Below are 16,105 nucleotides of genomic sequence, written 5' to 3'. Positions count from 1 at the left end.
GTCACGCCGGCCGGGAGGCTCCGGCCCAGGGCATCGAGTCGATCGGGGCCAGCCGGACCGTCGATCCCGGGCGCGGGGCGTGGATCATCTGGCCGTTGCCGACGTAGAGGCCGACGTGCGTGATCCCGGAGTAGAAGAACACCAGGTCGCCGGGGGCCAGCTGGTCGCGGGAGACGCGTCGGCCGGCGTTGATCTGGGTGTAGGTCGTGCGCGGCAGGGAGACTCCGGCCGAGCGCCAGGCCGCCTGGGTCAGCCCCGAGCAGTCGAAGGAGCCGGGCCCCGTCGCGCCCCACACGTACGGCTTGCCGATCGCGGAGCGTGCGAAGGACACGGCGCGGGCCGCGCGGGAGCCGTCGGCGGGCGGCGGGGGAGCCGCGGTGGCCGGGCCGGAGGGCGCGGCGGCGGTGCCGGGCGCCGGGGCCTCGTAGGCGGCGCGCTCCTCGGCGGTGAGCCTGGCCAGCAGACGCCTGGCGGCGGCGAGCTTCTGTTCGGCCTCGGCCTTGTGGGCGGCGAGTTCGTCCTGCCGGGAACGGAGGTCGGAGAGTCGGCCGGAGGCCTGCTCCCGCAGCTGGGATACCTCGTCGAGCTTGCGGCGCACGGCGGCGATCCCGGCGGCGTTGCGGTCCCCGGCGCGAGAGATGAAGGAGGCCTGGGCGAGGTACTCCTGCGGGTCGTCCGCCAGGGCGAGCCGGACGGCGGTGCCCAGGGAACCGCTGCGGTACTGGGAGGCGGCGAGCGTCCCGAGCGCGCCGCGGGCGGTGTTGAGCTGATCCGCCTTGCGTGCGGCCTCGTCCCGCAGGTCGGTCAGCGCCTTCTCGGCCTCGTCGGCCTGCTCCTTCGCCCCGTTGTACCGCTCGTTCGCCGCCTCGGCCTCCTCGTAGAGCCGGTCCACCTCCGTCTTGATCTGGGCGGGGGTGGGCCGGGGGTCGGCCTGCGAGGTGCCTTCGAAGACGGTGGCGGTGGCAGCGCCCGCGAGGGCGAGGGTGGCGGCGGTCGTCCGTGCCGAGCCGCCGGAGAGGGGGCGCTGCCTGGGCTTTCGATGACTGGCCACGCGGGCCTCACGTCCTTCCTCTGCCGGTGCTTGGAGGAGGACGCTAGACCCGGGGGTAACGGGCGGATGACGGGATGATCGCAAGTGCCCGCGATGAGATCGGAGCTGGCCGCACCGGACCGGAGCGGATCGATCCGGTGCGAGTCAGTGCCAGAGAAGGGCGATGAAGATGTTGATCACGGTCAGCCCGCCGACGGCGCCGAACAGCGCCTTGTCCACGTGCTCCTCGTCGCGCTTGACGTAGACGAGGCCGAGGATCACGAAGAGGAGGGCGAGCTTCACGCCGACCTTGACGTTGTTGACGGGCGAGCCGTCCATCTCGTTGAAACCGACGAGGAGCACGCCGGTGACGAGCATGGTGAGCGCGCCGTGCAGCATGGCGGGCGTGAAGCGGGCGGTGCCCGCGCTCATCGCCTTCATCTGGGTCAGGAAGCCGCCGAGGAGCGCGGCGATCCCGATGATGTGCAGGCCGACGAAGACACTGATGAGTACGTCCATGGCAGTCGAGCGTACGGGGGCGTACCGGCGGCGCGGGAAGCGGGTCGGTGTCCGTACGAGAACTGCGTACAGTGGAGGGCATGCCCGCCGCCGCCGACCCGATCCACCCCGCCGTCGACCGCCTGGAGCTCGTCGGCGTCCTGGCGGCGCTCGGGCATCCCGTCCGGCTGGAGATCGTCCGCAAGCTCGCCTCCGGCGAGGAGGCCTTCTGCGGCGAGGTGGTGCCCGACCTGCCCAGGTCGAGCGTCACGCACCACCTCAAGACGCTGCGCGAGAGCGGAGTCATCTGCCAGCGCCCCCAGGGCCGCAGGCTCTATCTCGCCCTGCGCCGCGACGACCTCGACCTGCGCTTCCCCGGGCTGCTGGAACTCGTCCTGGCCTGTCGGTCCCGCCCCCTAGACTCGGATTGCGATGAGCAGCCTCTTTGACGACAGCTTCCTGGCGGACCTCACCCCCTCCGACGAGGTCCCGCCGCCGCCCGAGGAGCACCCCGCCCCGGAGGCGGGTGCGGACGACCTCTTCGGGGGGCGCTTCGACGCGCCCATGACCGGCGACGCGTACTACCGGGACGGTGCGCCCAAGCCCGTCATCGACCCGGCGACGCTCCTCGACGGCCTGAACGAACAGCAGGCCGCCGCCGTGGTGCACGCGGGTTCCCCGCTGCTCATCGTGGCCGGCGCGGGCTCCGGCAAGACCAGGGTGCTCACGCACCGCATCGGCCACCTGCTGGCCGCCCGGAACGTCCACCCCGGCCAGATCCTGGCGATCACCTTCACCAACAAGGCCGCCGGTGAGATGAAGGAGCGCGTCGAAGGCCTGGTCGGCCCGCGTGCCAACGCCATGTGGGTCTCCACCTTCCACAGCGCCTGCGTGCGCATACTGCGCCGCGAGTCCAAGCGGCTCGGCTTCACGTCCTCCTTCTCGATCTACGACGCGGCCGACTCGAAGCGCCTGATGGCGCTCGTCTGTCGCGACCTCGACCTGGACCCGAAGAAGTTCCCGCCGAAGTCCTTCAGCGCCAAGATCTCGAACCTGAAGAACGAACTGGTCGACGAGGAGGCCTTCGCCGACCAGGCGGCAGGGGGCACCTCCCGGACGGAGTCCGGGGGAGGCTTCGAGAAGACGCTCGCCCAGGCGTACGCGATGTACCAGGCGCGACTGCGCGAGGCCAACGCCCTCGACTTCGACGACATCATCATGACCACGGTGCACCTGCTCCAGGCCTTCCCGGACGTCGCCGAGCACTACCGGCGCCGCTTCCGGCACGTTCTGGTCGACGAGTACCAGGACACCAACCACGCGCAGTACACGCTGGTGCGTGAGCTGGTCGGCACCGGCTACCCCGACCTGCCCCCGGCGGAGCTGTGCGTGGTGGGTGACGCCGACCAGTCGATCTACGCCTTCCGCGGCGCGACGATCCGCAACATCCTCCAGTTCGAGGAGGACTACAAGGACGCGACGACGATCCTGCTGGAGCAGAACTACCGCTCCACGCAGACCATCCTCTCCGCCGCCAACGCCGTCATCGAGCGCAACGAGAACCGCCGCGCCAAGAACCTGTGGACCGAGGCCGGCACCGGCGCGGTCATCACCGGCTACGTCGCGGACACCGAGCACGACGAGGCGCAGTTCGTCGCCGACGAGATCGACCGGCTCACCGACGCCGGGGACGCCAAGGCCGGGGACGTCGCGATCTTCTACCGGACCAACGCCCAGTCGCGCGTGTTCGAGGAGATCTTCATCCGGGTCGGCCTGCCGTACAAGGTCGTCGGCGGCGTCCGCTTCTACGAGCGCAAGGAGGTCCGGGACGTCCTCGCGTACCTGCGCGTCCTCGCGAATCCGGAGGACAACGTCCCGCTGCGCCGCATCCTGAACGTGCCCAAGCGCGGCATCGGAGAGCGCGCCGAGGCGATGATCGACGCTCTCGCGCTGCGCGAGAGGATCACCTTCCCGCAGGCGCTGCGGCGGGTCGACGAGGCCTTCGGCATGGCGGCCCGCTCGACCAACGCGGTGAAGCGGTTCAATGCGCTGATGGAGGAGCTCCGTACCGTCGTCGACTCGGGCGCCGGCCCGGCGGTGGTGCTGGAGGCGGTCCTGGAGCGCACCGGGTACCTCGCCGAACTCCAGGCCTCGACCGACCCGCAGGACGAGACGCGGATCGAGAACCTCCAGGAACTGGCCGCCGTGGCGCTGGAGTTCGAGCAGGCGCGCGAGGCCGCTGCCGCCGAGGCCCCGGAAGGGACGGCGCCGGCCGGTCCCGGCACGCTCGCCGAGTTCCTGGAGCAGGTCGCCCTCGTCGCCGACTCCGACCAGATCCCCGACGAGGACGAGGACGGCTCCGGCGTCATCACCCTCATGACCCTGCACACCGCCAAGGGCCTGGAGTTCCCGGTGGTCTTCCTGACCGGCATGGAGGACGGGGTCTTCCCGCACATGCGCGCGCTGGGTCAGACCAAGGAGCTGGAGGAGGAGCGCCGTCTCGCCTACGTCGGCATCACGCGGGCGCGCGAGCGGCTGTACCTGACCCGGTCCGGCATGCGCAGCGCGTGGGGCACCCCCTCGTACAACCCGCCGTCCCGGTTCCTGGAGGAGATCCCCGACCAGTACCTGCAGTGGAAGCGCACGGGAGCGGCCCAGAAGCCGGCCGGCCCGATGCGCAGTGCGGGCTACGGCTCCGGCGCGGGCGGCGGACGGCCGTCGTTCGGTACCTCGCCCGAGGCCTTCCTGTCCTCCTCGCGCACGAAGTCGGGCCCGTCCGGGTTCGCGACGCGCCGTGCAGCGGACAAGCCCGTCATCGCCCTGGCGGTCGGGGACCGGGTCACGCACGACCAGTTCGGGCTCGGCACCGTGACGGAGGTCAAGGGCGCGGGCGCGGACGCCCAGGCCACCATCGACTTCGGCGACGACAAGCCCAAGCGGCTGTTGCTGCGTTACGCGCCGGTGCAGAAGCTCTGACCTCCGGCCCGGTGCCCCGCATGCGCGGGTGCCCGGCAGCGAGAACGCTGCCGGGCACTTGCGGAGCCGGTCGTGCCGGAGCGCCTACCTCGGGTCCAGGCCCTTGCTGCGCAGCCAGGCCAGCGGGTCGATCGCGGAGCCGCCGCCGGGCCGGACCTCGAAGTGCAGGTGCGGGCCGGTGGAGTTGCCGGAGTTGCCGGAATAGGCGATGACGTCGCCCGCCTTGACCTTGCCGCCGCGGATCTTGGTGGAGCTGAGGTGGCAGTACCAGGTCTCGGTGCCGTCGGGCGCGGTGACGATGGCCATGTTCCCGTAGGCGCTGTTGTACTGCGTGCGCACGGTGCCGTCGGTTGCCGCCATGACCGGAGTCCCGTAGGACACCGGGAAGTCGATTCCGGTGTGCACCGACATCCACATGCCGCCGGCTTGGCCGAAGCTGGCGCTGAGGCCGTGCTGCCCGACGGGGATTGCGAACTTGGGGCGGGCGGCCTCCTTGGCCGCCGCCTCCTCGGCCTTCCTCTTCTTCTCCTCTTCCTGGCGCTCGCGCAGGTCGATGCGCTCCTGGGTGCGGCTCGCACGGTCCGCGAAGTCACCCGCGTCGGCGCTGAGCGCGACCAGTTGGGTGTCGAGCTTGGTGTTGGCCGCCACCGGCTTGACCGAGGCCGGGTCGGGGGCGGCCATCGTGGTGGTGTCCTCGCCGGGCTTGTCCGTACTGGTGAGTCCGCCGACGGAGGCGGCCGCGACGCCCGCGACGCCCATCACGCAGGCGGACGGAACGGCGACAGTCAGCAGGGCGGAACGCTTCGCCGGGGTGCGCCGGCGGCTGCTGCCCGCCTTGCCGCCGCCCGCCTTGCCGCCGCCGGTCTTGGCGGCGCCCTTGGCGGCGCCGCGGCGCGCGGCGCGCGGTGCGGACGTCACCGGCATGGCCTGGGTGGGCATGTCGTGCACGCCGTGCAGTTCGTGGACCTCGGGCAGCTCGTACGCCTCGGCGGCCTCGGGTGCCCCGTCGGAGAGCACTTCGAAGACGGCGGTCTCGCTGTACCCCTCGGCCACGGTCTCCGCGCCGGGGGTGTCGGGGGCGTCGGCCCCGGCCTCCTGGACGTGGCCGACGGTGCCGAGCGTGGCCGTGCCGTACGCGTACTCCTGCTCCACGGGCTGGTAGGCGTACGCGTATGTGGCCTCGGGCTGCGCCGGAGTCGGAGCCGGGGCGACGGTGTTCCAGGCGGTCGCGTCGTAGGCGCCGGTCTCGGTACCGGTGGTGCCGAAGCCCGGCATCGCCCAGTGGCCGGTCTGCTCGCCCGAGGCGTCGTAGCCGAAGGAGGCAGACGGGTAGGCGGCGTATCCGGACTGGTCCCCGGCCGTCCCGGCGGTGGACCAGGCACTCGCGTCCCAGCTCCCGGTGGTGTCCCCGGCGGCGGACTGCGGCGGGATCGTGGACAGGTAGGGGTCCTGCGAGGTCCACGCGGTGGTGTCGTACGCGCCGGTCTCGTAGGAGCCGTAGGCGGCGTAGTTGACTCCTTGGCCCTGCGTTTCGTAGGAAGCGTAGTGCGAGTCACCAGCGAAAGCGGTGGTGGAAAGGCCGTCATACCCGGCATCCGGGTACTGGCCCGACGGGGGGCGGTCGTTCACCAACTTCTCTTTCGCCTCGGCAGTGGGGGCCTGGGTGGCCGGGAACGCGAGGTTCACCGGAGGAGAGCAGTGGCGTGACTGTACCCGGCGGTTACTGGCAACGACAATCTTCGCTCGGTCTCCAGATCAGCGGAACCGGGCATTCGGCCGTCTTTCGGTCGCCGGAAGACGCAGCCTTGGCCTTGAGTTCGAAATGTGTTCGAGTGACGGTCGGTGGGTGCCCGCCGGTCAGGCGACGAAAGCGGCGTCCGGGCCGGTCACGACCGCCGGGGCGGGGCCGTCGAGGGCGCGGCCAACCGCCGCGATGACGGCCGGGTGCGCCGGAAGGGCGAGGTGGCCGATACCCATGACCTGCACGTTCTCCACATGCAGGTCGGGATGCTCGATCCGGGCGCTCCCGACCGGGGTCATCAGCGTGTCGAACTCGCTCCAGAACGCCACGCAGCGGGTCGCGCAGCCGGGCGAGGGTGCCGCGAGCTCGGCCAGCACCTCGGAGCCGGGGCGCATCTGCCGGACCAGAGGATGCGCGTCCATGAAGGGGGCCACCCGGGTGCCGGAATGCGGGGTGCCGAGCGTGATCAGGGTGCGTACGCGCGTGTCGCCGCCGAGGCGCTGGACGTAGTAGCGCCCGACCAGCCCGCCCAGGCTGTGCCCGACGATGTCCACCCGCTCCTGTCCCGTGCGCTCGCGCAGTTCCTCGACACGCCGGGCGAGGTGGCGGGCGGTGACGCGCAGGTCGAGGGTGAGGGGCGAGTAGTTGTACGCCTCCACGTGCCGTAGGCCGCCGACCCCGAGGGCGCGGCGCAGCAGGACGAAGACGGACCGGTTGTCGGTGAACCCGTGGAGGAGCAGGACCGGCGGGCGTGTCGTGGCCGGGACGCGGACGACCTTTTCCTGGCACACCCCGGTGGGGTACAGCAGGAGATGCCCGCCGAGCACAACGGCCTCAAGGGCCCCCGCCCGCAGGGCGGCGCCGGAGAAGGGGACGGGCACGGGTAAGGACAGACCCATCGACGGCCTCCTGTGATCCTCCTGGGACTCCTCGTCCCGGGACGACGGCCGCCGCGCCACCGTGCCGTGCGGCTGCCGGCGCGGTGGCGCAATGCCGTCCCACGTGTGATTTCCCCCTCGTGCTTGACCGCGAAACGGCAGCGTGCGCGATGCTGTACTTAACGTTCGTTCACTCGGGAGGCAGTGCGATGGGTGTGACCGGTCCGATCCGTGTGGTGGTGGCCAAGCCGGGTCTCGACGGCCACGACCGCGGGGCCAAGGTGATCGCGCGTGCGCTGCGGGACGCGGGCATGGAGGTCATCTACACGGGCCTCCACCAGACCCCGGAGCAGATCGTGGACACCGCGATCCAGGAGGACGCCGACGCGATCGGGCTCTCGATCCTCTCGGGTGCCCACAACACGCTCTTCGCGCGCGTGCTGGAACTCCTCAAGGAGCGCGACGCGGAGGACATCCAGGTCTTCGGTGGCGGCATCATCCCGGAGGACGACATCGCCCCGCTGAAGGAGAAGGGCGTGGCCGAGATCTTCACCCCGGGCGCGACGACGACCTCCATCGTGGAGTGGGTCCACGCCCACGTCCGTCGGTAGCCCGGCCGCTTCGGCCCCGCCGGTGGTCGGGGCGCGGGGTCCGGGGGCGGGGCCCGGTCCCCGGCCCGGCAGCCCGCCGTAGGTCAGGCCGGCGCGAGTTCCGACAGCATCGTCGCGCGCAGTCGAAGTGTGGCCACCAGGCGCTGGAAGGCCTCGGCCCAGTACGCGGCCGCACCCGGGGTCGCGTCCGGCGGCTCCTCCGCGGCGGCGGTCAGGGCTTCCAGGCGGCCGGCCTCGCCGGGGTCGAGGCAGCGCTCCGCCAGGCCCATCACCCCGCTGAAGCTCCACGGGTAGCTGCCGGCTTCCCGGGCGGTGTCCAGCGCGTCGACGACGGCCCGGCCCAGCGCTCCCGCCCACGGCACCACGCACACGCCGAGCAGCTGGAAGGCCTCCGACAGGCCGTGCGCCCGGACGAACTCCGCGACCCACTCGGCCCGTTCTCCGTCGGGCAGGGTCTCCAGCAGCTTGGCCCGCTCCGCGAGCGAGGCCGTGCCCGGACCTGCCGCGGGCGGCGCCGACGCCGGACCCAACAGGGCGCGCGACCATTCCGGGTCGCGCTGGCGCACCGCGGCCCGGCACCACGCCGCGTGCAGTTCCTCCGCCCAGCCCTCGGCCGCTGCCACCGGCAGCGCCACCGTCTCCGCCGGGCCCATGCCCCCGAACCGCTCCCGCCAGCAGGACAGCGGTGCGGCCTCGACCAGCTGGCCGAGCCACCAGGCCCGCTCCCCGCGGCCGGCGGGCGGCCGCTTGACCACCCCGTCGCGGAGCATCCCCCCGTCGCACTCCGTCGGCGGCGTCACCCCCTCGGGTCCCACGCAGGCCAGCGCGCGCACGGCCATCCGGCCCGCCAGCGCCGACTGCGGCAGCGCCGACAGCAGTTCGGCCGCCGTCGCGCGGACATTGCGGCTGCGATCGTCCAGCGCCGCCTCCAGGAAGGACTCGTCCTGCAGGGACAGCCCCACCCTCAGCGAGTCGAGGAACATCAGCCGGTCCTCGGCCCGTTCGCTCGCCCAGGTCGTCGCCAGCAGCCGCGGTGCGGCGGCCGGGTCATGCGCGCGTACGGCACCGAGCAGTGCCACCCGCTCGGCGAACAGCCCCTCCTCCCACAGCCGTTCCACCGCGGACGGGTCGGTCACGTCCGGCAGTTCGCCGCCGCCCGCCCCGCCACGCAGGGCGAACCGCCAGTCCGGATTCATCCGTGCCAGCCACAGTCCCCGCGGCCCGGCCAGAGCCAGTGCCTGCGGGCGCAGGTCCGTGCGCGCCCGGGCCGCGTCCAGCAGAGCCGGCACGAGCGCGGCGGGCGCGCGGTAGCCGTGCCGGCCGGCCGCGGCCAGCCACTGCGGGAGCAGCTCCGTCAGATCCGGGGCCGCCCCGCGCCGCCCACCACCCCCGCCGGTACGGTCCGCCAGCAGGTGCGCGAGCCGGCGGCCCGCCGCCTCCGGCGGCGCCGGCCGGAGGTCGTGGGGCGCGGGCTCCGGCCGCGGCCGCGCCACCGCCGGCCGCAGACCGGCGCGGCGGCGGACGGCGTGCACGGCCGCCGCGTCCAGCAGCGCCTCCGGCGAGCCGACCGGGCCCCCGCCCCGGCGCCGGTCGGTGCCCAGCAGCGCGGCACCGACCAGCTCCTGCCACTCCCCGTACCTCTCGTCACCCTCGCCCATCGGTGCCCCTCCCTCGCCGCTCGTCCTCGGTCGTCTTTTCAATGCCCCGGTCCCGCCCCCTCCGCGGGACCGAGGCGGTCGATGTGCCGTGCGAATCCGCTCAGCTGGCGTGGTTGTCGTTCATGAAAGCCCCCCGGCTTCTCGTCGTTGCGTGCACGGCGCCCCCCGGCGCCGCTCTTCTTCCTGCCACCGCCGCGCGACGGCACAGGACCCCCCAGGCCCCCTTGCTCCGTGGCGGTCCCTCCCGCCCCGCTCAGGACAGGGCGACCGGCTCCGGCGAGTCCGGCTGCCAGGCCGTCAGAGGGGTGAATCCGCGGTGTCCGCACTCGCCGAAGACCGTCACCGGGCCCCCGCCCGACAACGCGGCCAGCTGCCACAGGCCCCCTCGGGAGCGGCTGCCCGCCCCGGTGAGGGGCACCGGCAGGGCGGAGGTGCCCTCCGCGTCCGCCAGCTGCCAGCCGAGCTCTCCCGGTATCGGAACCACCGGCCCGAGCACCACAGGCCAGGACTCCAACCACGGGTCGTCCCGTAGCGCCGCCCCGTAGGCCTCCAGAGCCGCCCCCGTGCTCACTCCGGCCGGAACCTCCGGGCACGGTGCGGCCGTCGCGCGGCTTTCTCCGAGGTCCGCCCGCAGCCCCGCCGACCCGGGCCGGAAGCGCATCTCCGCCTCCAGCACCAGCCCCACCGGCAGCGCCAGCGCAGGCAGCCGCCCGGGCGGCCCGAAGTCCAGCACCAGCGCGGGCCGTCCGCCCGCCAGCCCGCGCAGCCATGTCCGGCGGGTGGTGAGCCGTCCGTCCGGCGACACCGAGTCGTACTGTGCGAGCACCAGCCAACGGTCCCGTACGGCCTCCCCCTCCCCGGAGGCCGGCAGTCCCACCCGGCTGCGCACGGTCGCCGCCAACTGGTCCGGAAGCCCCGTCACCCCCATCCAGGCCCGGTCCAGCAGGTGCAGCAGCGCCGCCTCCTCCAGCATCCGGGCGGGCCAGCCCGGGCCGCAACCGGGTATCGTCGCCAACTCCCTCACGCGCCCCGCCAGTCCGGGTGCCTGTGCGTCCACCATCCGGGCCGCGGTCTCCTCCCACGCCCCGTAACCGGCCTGCTCCTGGCCCGCGAGGCCGCCGCGCAGCAGATCGGCCAGCCGCTGTTCCAGCTCGGTCACGCCCGCGCCGACGCGCGCCGCCCGCCGGCCGGCCCTGCGCCGGGCCCCCTCCTCGTCGACCGGTCGGGCCGCCCCGGCCGCCGGGCGCGCGGCCCGGGCCGCCCGGTCCGCCAGCCACTGTGCGGCCCAGTCCGGAGCTTCCCCGGGCTCGCCGACCCCCTCGGCGGACCAGAGCAGGAGCAGTCCCAGCGCGTGCTTGCACGGGAACTTCCGGCTTGGGCAGGAGCACATGTAGGCCGGTCCGGTCAGGTCGACGACCGTCCGGTACGGATTGCTGCCGCTGCCCTTGCACAGCCCCCACACAGAACCGGAAGCGGAACCTCCGATCTGTGACCACGGCCCTGCCCCACCGAGTCTGCCGCCCGCTTTGCGTGAGGCATCGTCAGGAGCCAGGGCCAGTACCTGTTCCGCCGTCCAGCGGACCCCCTGCTCAGTCATGGAAACCACCGTAGAGACCCCCTCTGACAATCGCCCTGACCTGCAACAACGCGCTGAGTTGGGGGCGTTGTCAGTGGCGTGGTGCACCGTGGGAACAGCAGTCGGGAGCGACTGCCGAGCAATGGAGGGGGACCATGAGCAAGTCCGAGAACGGCATCGGCACCGAGGCGCTGCGACCGCACGCCGAAGACGCCTTCGCGCACGAACTGAAAGCCCTGGCGGACGCCGACGACAGGCCCCGCCCGACCCGCTGGAAGCTCTCCCCCCGGGCCGTCGCCACCTACCTGCTCGGCGGCACGCTCGACGACGGCACGGTGATCACACCCAAGTACGTGGGACCGCGCCGCATCGTCGAGGTCGCCGTCACCACCCTCGCCACCGACCGCGCCCTGCTGCTGCTCGGCGTTCCCGGCACCGCCAAGACCTGGGTGTCCGAACACCTCGCGGCCGCCGTCAGCGGGGACTCCACCCTCCTCGTCCAGGGCACCGCCGGCACCCCCGAGGAGGCCATCCGGTACGGCTGGAACTACGCCCGGCTCCTCGCCCACGGCCCCAGCCGCGAGGCGCTCGTCCCCAGCCCCGTCATGCGGGCCATGGCCCAGGGCATGACCGCCCGCGTCGAGGAGCTCACCCGCATCCCCGCCGACGTCCAGGACACCCTCATCACCGTCCTGTCCGAGAAGACGCTGCCGATACCGGAGCTCGGCGAAGAGGTCCAGGCCGTGCGCGGCTTCAACCTCATCGCCACCGCCAACGACCGCGACCGCGGGGTCAATGAGCTCTCCAGCGCCCTGCGCCGCCGCTTCAACACCGTCGTCCTGCCACTGCCCGCCACCGCCGACGCCGAGGTCGACATCGTGGCCCGGCGCGTCGACCAGATGGGCCGCTCCCTCGACCTGCCGGCCGGGCCCGAGGGACTGGAGGAGATCCGCCGCGTCGTCACCGTCTTCCGGGAGCTGCGCGACGGGGTCACCGACGACGGCCGGACGAAGGTCAAGTCGCCCAGCGGCACCCTCTCCACGGCAGAGGCCATCTCCGTCGTCACCAACGGCCTCGCCCTGGCCGCCCACTTCGGGGACGGCGTACTGCGCCCCTCCGACGTGGCCGCGGGGATCCTCGGCGCCGTCGTGCGGGATCCGGCGGCCGACAAGGTGGTCTGGCAGGAGTACCTGGAGGCCGTGGTCCGCGAGCGTGACGGCTGGAAGGACTTCTACCGGGCCTGCCGGGAGGTGACCGCGTGAGCACCGCCCGCCAGGGCCCACTGCTCCTCGGCGTGCGCCACCACGGGCCGGGATCGGCCCGAGCCGTCCGCTCCGCCCTGGAGGCGGCCCGCCCGGCGGCCGTGCTGATCGAGGGGCCGCCCGAAGGGGACGCGCTGCTCGCACTGGCCGCCGACCCCGGCATGCGGCCTCCCGTGGCGCTGCTCGCGCACGCGGCGGACGACCCGGGCCGAGCCGCGTTCTGGCCGCTCGCCGACTTCTCCCCGGAGTGGGTGGCGATCCGCTGGGCGCAGGAGTCCGGCGTACCGGTCCGGTTCATGGACCTGCCCGCCGCGCATGCGCTGGCCGCCGCCGAGCCGGACGCGGACCACGCCGAGCCCGACGCGGTCCGGCTCGACCCCCTCGCGGTGCTCGCCGAGACCGCCGGGTACGACGACGCCGAGCGCTGGTGGGAGGACGTCGTCGAGCACCGGGGGAGCGCCGGTGCGGGGGAGGAGGCGCTCGGCGCGTTCGAGGCGCTGGGGGAGGCCATGGGGGCCCTGCGCGAGGCGTACGGCGACGGCGGCCACCGCCGCGACCTGGTGCGCGAGGCGTACATGAGGCAGCGGATGCGCGCCGCCCGCCGCGAGTTCGGTGACGGGTACGCCGTGGTGTGCGGAGCCTGGCACGTCCCGGCGCTGCGGGCGAAGACCACCGTGGCCGCCGACAAGGCGCTACTGAGCGGACTGCCGAAGGTCAAGGTGGAGACCACCTGGGTGCCGTGGACCCACCGCCGGCTCGCCCGGGCCGGCGGGTACGGAGCGGGGATCACCTCGCCCGGCTGGTACGCCCACCTGTTCTCCGTCCGTGACCGGCCCATCGAGCGATGGCTGACCAAGGTCGCCGGCCTGCTGCGCGAGGAGGACCGGCAGGTCTCCTCGGCGCACGTCATCGAGGCGGTCCGGCTGGCCGGGGCCCTGGCCGCGATGCGGGGCAGGCCCCTGCCCGGCCTGACGGAGACCCTGGAAGCCGTCCGGGCGGTGATGTGCGACGGCTCCGATGTACCGCTCGCCCTCATCGGGGACCGCCTCGTGGTCGGCGACGTGCTCGGCGAGGTGCCGGACGCGGCGCCCGTCGTACCGCTCCAGCGCGACCTGACGCGCCGGCAGCGGTCGCTGCGGCTCAAGGCGGAGGCGCGGGACCGCGAGCTGGAGCTCGACCTGCGCAAGGACACCGATGCCGCGAAGTCCCGGCTGCTGCACCGGCTGCGGCTGCTCGGCATCGACTGGGGCACCCCGACGGCCTCCCGCAGCAGCACCGGCACCTTCCGGGAGACCTGGCGGCTGCGCTGGGAGCCGGAGCTGTCCGTGCGGGTCGCCGAAGCCGGGATCTGGGGCACCACCGTCCGTGCGGCGGCCACGGCCAAGGCGGAGGCGGACGCCGCGGGCGCCGGGGAACTGGCCGAGATCACGGCGCTGGCCGAGCGGTGCCTGCTGGCCGGACTGGCCGGGGCCCTCCCGGCCGTACTGCGGGCCCTCGCCGACCGCGCCGCGCTGGACACGGACGTCGCCCGGCTCGCGAAGGCCTTGCCGGCACTGGCCCGTTCGCTGCGCTACGGCGACGTGCGGGGCACCGACGCGACGGCGCTCGGGGCGGTCGCGGCCGGCCTCGCCGAGCGGATATGCGTCGCGCTCCCCCCGGCCTGCGCGGCCGGCCTGGACGCTGACGCGGCGGCGGAGCTGCGCGACCACGTCGACGGGGTGCACGCGGCGGTCGGCCTGCTGGCGGACACCGGCGACGGGCTGCGGGAGCGCTGGTCCGCCGTGCTGCGGACGCTGGCCGAGCGGGACACCGTGCCGGGCGTCATCCGGGGCCGAGCGGCCCGGCTGCTTCTCGACGACGGGCGGCTGGAAGCCGGGGAGACGGCCCGGCTGATGGGGCTCGCCCTGTCCCCGGCCGCTTCGCCCGCCGACGCGGCGGGCTGGATCGAGGGCTTCGCGGGCGGGAGTTCGGGCGGCGGCACGCTGCTGGTCCACGACGACCGCCTGCTCGGCCTGATCGACAGCTGGCTGGTGGGCGTGCCGGAGCGCGCCTTCACCGATGTGCTCCCGTTGCTGAGGCGGACGTTCGGGGCGTACGAGCCGGGGGTGCGAAGGACCCTGGGTGAGCTGGTACGGCGCGGCCCGGCCTCCTCCGCGCGAGCGGCGCGGTCGACGGGCGACGCCCCCGAAGGCTTCGCCCCCGACCTGGACCGGGAGCGGGCGGACGCGGTGACGGAGCTGGTCCGGATGCTGCTCGCGTCTCCCGACGGGGTCGCGGCCGTCTGAGGGCGCGGCCGTTGCGGGGCGCTGCCCCGGACCTCCGCACCCCGGACGCTGGCGGGGCCGGACGCGGGCGGGCCGGGACCAGGCGGGCCGGGACCAGGCGGGCGGAATCGAAGAGTCACGAGTACGACGAGTGCAGGGGGACGGACGGATGAGCGGCAGGGAGACGGGCGTGGCGGCGGGGCAGGACACGGCGGACCCGGCCGGAGCCGAGCGGCTGCGGCGGTGGCGGATGGTGCTCGGCGGGGCAGACGCCGACGGGACGGGCCACACACCGACCGGGCGGGACGCGGCGATGGACGCCGCGCTCGGCGCGCTGTACGGGGGAGGCGGCGAAGGAGGGGGCCGCCGCGTATCGGGGGCGGCCAGGTCGGCCGGGCTCGGCGGGTCCGCGCCGAACGTGGCCCGCTGGCTCGGGGACATCCGTACGTACTTCCCCAGCTCCGTGGTCCAGGTGATGCAGCGCGACGCGATCGAGCGGCTCGGCCTGTCCGCTCTGCTGCTGGAGCCGGAGATGCTGGAGGCCGTCGAACCGGACGTCCACCTGGTCGGCACCCTGCTCTCCTTGAACAAGGCGATGCCCGACACGACGAAGGAGACGGCGCGGGCCGTGGTCCGCACGGTGGTCGAGCAGCTGGAGAAGCGGCTGGCGACCCGCACCCGGGCCACCCTCACCGGCGCGCTCGACCGGTCCGCCCGGGTCAGCCGTCCCCGCCACCACGACATCGACTGGGACCGCACGATCCGCGCCAACCTGAAGAACTACCTGCCCGAATACGCCACCGTCGTCCCCGAGCGGCTGATCGGTTACGGCCGTGCGGCCCGATCGGTGAAGAAGGAGGTCATCCTCTGCATCGACCAGTCGGGTTCGATGGCGGCCTCCGTCGTCTACGCCTCCGTCTTCGGCGCGGTCCTCGCCTCCATGCGTTCGATCGCCACCCGTCTGGTCGTCTTCGACACCGCGGTCGCCGACCTGACCGACCAGCTCGACGACCCGGTCGACGTCCTCTTCGGCACCCAGCTGGGAGGCGGCACCGACATCAACCGGGCCCTCGCCTACTGCCAGTCGAAGATCACCCGCCCTGCCGACACGGTCGTGGTCCTGATCAGTGATCTCTACGAGGGCGGCATACGCAACGAGATGCTGCGCCGGGTCGCCGCGATGAAGGCGGCGGGCGTCGAATTCGTGACCCTGCTCGCGCTGTCCGACGAGGGAGCCCCGGCCTACGACCGCGAACACGCCGCGGCCCTCGCCGCACTCGGGGCTCCGGCCTTCGCCTGCACGCCCGACCTGTTCCCGGAGGTGATGGCCGCCGCGCTGGAGAAGCGGCCCCTGCCGACCCCCTGAGACCCCTCCGACACGCCCGCCCCGGGCACCGGTGTGAATCGGCGGATCACACGAATTTCCAGTTCAACCGTAAGGCGTTCTGTGACAGGTATCACCGTTCAGGTGTGATCTGCGATTTAGGGTCGCACGCCCCACGGGGATAACCTGCCGGACGGACATGCCGCGTCCACGGTCACCGTGTGCGCCTTCCTTGTGACAGCGCCGTCACGTTGCCCTCCGCGGCACGCCCACGCAGATAGCAGACA

12 protein-coding genes are annotated in these 16,105 nt (G+C 73.5%); 6 read left to right on the top strand and 6 right to left on the bottom strand.

Annotated features, from left to right (window positions below; all coding sequences use genetic code 11):
• Position 1: 1 nt before the first annotated feature.
• Both AW27_RS12650 and AW27_RS12645 read right to left on the bottom strand, forming a co-directional pair.
• Positions 2-1,051, bottom strand: coding sequence for a C40 family peptidase (locus AW27_RS12650; protein ID WP_037919052.1), 1,050 nt, complete (start codon positions 1,049-1,051; stop codon positions 2-4).
• Between the two features lie 144 nt (positions 1,052-1,195).
• Entirely contained in the window at positions 1,196-1,549 is a 354-nt protein-coding gene (locus tag AW27_RS12645; RefSeq protein WP_037919054.1) for a hypothetical protein, read from the bottom strand.
• An 80-nt stretch (positions 1,550-1,629) separates the two neighbouring features.
• Here AW27_RS12645 and AW27_RS12640 point away from each other — a divergent pair, with 80 nt between their 5' ends.
• Entirely contained in the window at positions 1,630-1,977 is a 348-nt protein-coding gene (locus tag AW27_RS12640; RefSeq protein ID WP_037919058.1) for an ArsR/SmtB family transcription factor, read from the top strand.
• Complete coding sequence (pcrA, locus tag AW27_RS12635) at positions 1,961-4,504, top strand: DNA helicase PcrA (RefSeq protein ID WP_037919060.1); 2,544 nt, start codon at positions 1,961-1,963, stop codon at positions 4,502-4,504. The genes AW27_RS12640 and pcrA overlap by 17 nt, the downstream gene beginning before the upstream one ends.
• A gap of 84 nt (positions 4,505-4,588) precedes the next feature.
• Here pcrA and AW27_RS12630 read toward each other — a convergent pair whose 3' ends face one another.
• Together AW27_RS12630 and AW27_RS12625 are read right to left on the bottom strand one after the other, a co-directional pair.
• Entirely contained in the window at positions 4,589-6,133 is a 1,545-nt protein-coding gene (locus AW27_RS12630; RefSeq protein ID WP_037919064.1) for a M23 family metallopeptidase, read from the bottom strand.
• 228 nt (positions 6,134-6,361) lie between these two features.
• On the bottom strand, positions 6,362-7,144 hold the full coding sequence (locus AW27_RS12625; RefSeq protein WP_037919066.1) for an esterase/lipase family protein: 783 nt from the start codon (positions 7,142-7,144) through the stop codon (positions 6,362-6,364).
• Between the two features lie 188 nt (positions 7,145-7,332).
• On the opposite strand from AW27_RS12625, the gene icmB reads away from it, so the two are divergent.
• Positions 7,333-7,734 carry a coenzyme B12-dependent isobutyryl CoA mutase small subunit gene (icmB, locus tag AW27_RS12620; RefSeq protein WP_037919068.1) on the top strand — a complete coding sequence of 134 codons (402 nt, stop codon included), beginning with the start codon at positions 7,333-7,335 and terminating at the stop codon, positions 7,732-7,734.
• Between the two features lie 83 nt (positions 7,735-7,817).
• On the opposite strand, the gene AW27_RS12615 is transcribed toward icmB, so the two are convergent.
• Positions 7,818-9,392, bottom strand: coding sequence for a DUF5691 domain-containing protein (locus AW27_RS12615; RefSeq protein ID WP_037919071.1), 1,575 nt, complete (start codon positions 9,390-9,392; stop codon positions 7,818-7,820).
• A gap of 253 nt (positions 9,393-9,645) precedes the next feature.
• Positions 9,646-10,989 (bottom strand): SWIM zinc finger family protein, encoded by a 1,344-nt coding sequence (locus AW27_RS12610; RefSeq protein ID WP_037919073.1) that lies wholly within the window; start codon positions 10,987-10,989, stop codon positions 9,646-9,648.
• A 134-nt stretch (positions 10,990-11,123) separates the two neighbouring features.
• Between AW27_RS12610 and AW27_RS12605 the strand changes: the two genes are divergently transcribed.
• From AW27_RS12605 to AW27_RS12595, 3 genes are all read left to right on the top strand, one after another.
• The gene (locus AW27_RS12605; RefSeq protein WP_037919074.1) at positions 11,124-12,230 is read left to right on the top strand and encodes an ATP-binding protein; all 1,107 of its coding nucleotides are present in this window, start codon (positions 11,124-11,126) and stop codon (positions 12,228-12,230) included.
• The gene (locus tag AW27_RS12600) at positions 12,227-14,515 is read left to right on the top strand and encodes a DUF5682 family protein (RefSeq protein ID WP_037919075.1); all 2,289 of its coding nucleotides are present in this window, start codon (positions 12,227-12,229) and stop codon (positions 14,513-14,515) included. The genes AW27_RS12605 and AW27_RS12600 overlap by 4 nt, the downstream gene beginning before the upstream one ends.
• A gap of 148 nt (positions 14,516-14,663) precedes the next feature.
• Positions 14,664-15,860: a VWA domain-containing protein gene (locus AW27_RS12595; RefSeq protein WP_037919077.1), complete on the top strand. Its 1,197-nt coding sequence runs from the start codon at positions 14,664-14,666 to the stop codon at positions 15,858-15,860.
• Positions 15,861-16,105 lie beyond the last annotated feature (245 nt).

Origin of the sequence: Streptomyces sp. PCS3-D2 (assembly GCF_000612545.2) — a bacterium.
Lineage (GTDB): Bacteria > Actinomycetota > Actinomycetes > Streptomycetales > Streptomycetaceae > Streptomyces.
Note: the sequence above shows the minus strand (reverse complement) of the source record. Positions and strands in the feature narration are given on the sequence as shown.

Excerpts from the sequence above, each read along its gene's own strand:
- icmB (WP_037919068.1), top strand. The coding sequence starts at position 7,333 with ATGGGTGTGACCGGTCCGATCCGTGTGGTGGTGGCCAAGCCGGGTCTC.
- AW27_RS12645 (WP_037919054.1), bottom strand. The coding sequence starts at position 1,549 with ATGGACGTACTCATCAGTGTCTTCGTCGGCCTGCACATCATCGGGATC.
- AW27_RS12595 (WP_037919077.1), top strand. The coding sequence starts at position 14,664 with ATGAGCGGCAGGGAGACGGGCGTGGCGGCGGGGCAGGACACGGCGGAC.
- AW27_RS12605 (WP_037919074.1), top strand. The coding sequence starts at position 11,124 with ATGAGCAAGTCCGAGAACGGCATCGGCACCGAGGCGCTGCGACCGCAC.
- AW27_RS12610 (WP_037919073.1), bottom strand. The coding sequence starts at position 10,989 with ATGACTGAGCAGGGGGTCCGCTGGACGGCGGAACAGGTACTGGCCCTG.
- AW27_RS12625 (WP_037919066.1), bottom strand. The coding sequence starts at position 7,144 with ATGGGTCTGTCCTTACCCGTGCCCGTCCCCTTCTCCGGCGCCGCCCTG.
- pcrA (WP_037919060.1), top strand. The coding sequence starts at position 1,961 with ATGAGCAGCCTCTTTGACGACAGCTTCCTGGCGGACCTCACCCCCTCC.
- AW27_RS12640 (WP_037919058.1), top strand. The coding sequence starts at position 1,630 with ATGCCCGCCGCCGCCGACCCGATCCACCCCGCCGTCGACCGCCTGGAG.
- AW27_RS12615 (WP_037919071.1), bottom strand. The coding sequence starts at position 9,392 with ATGGGCGAGGGTGACGAGAGGTACGGGGAGTGGCAGGAGCTGGTCGGT.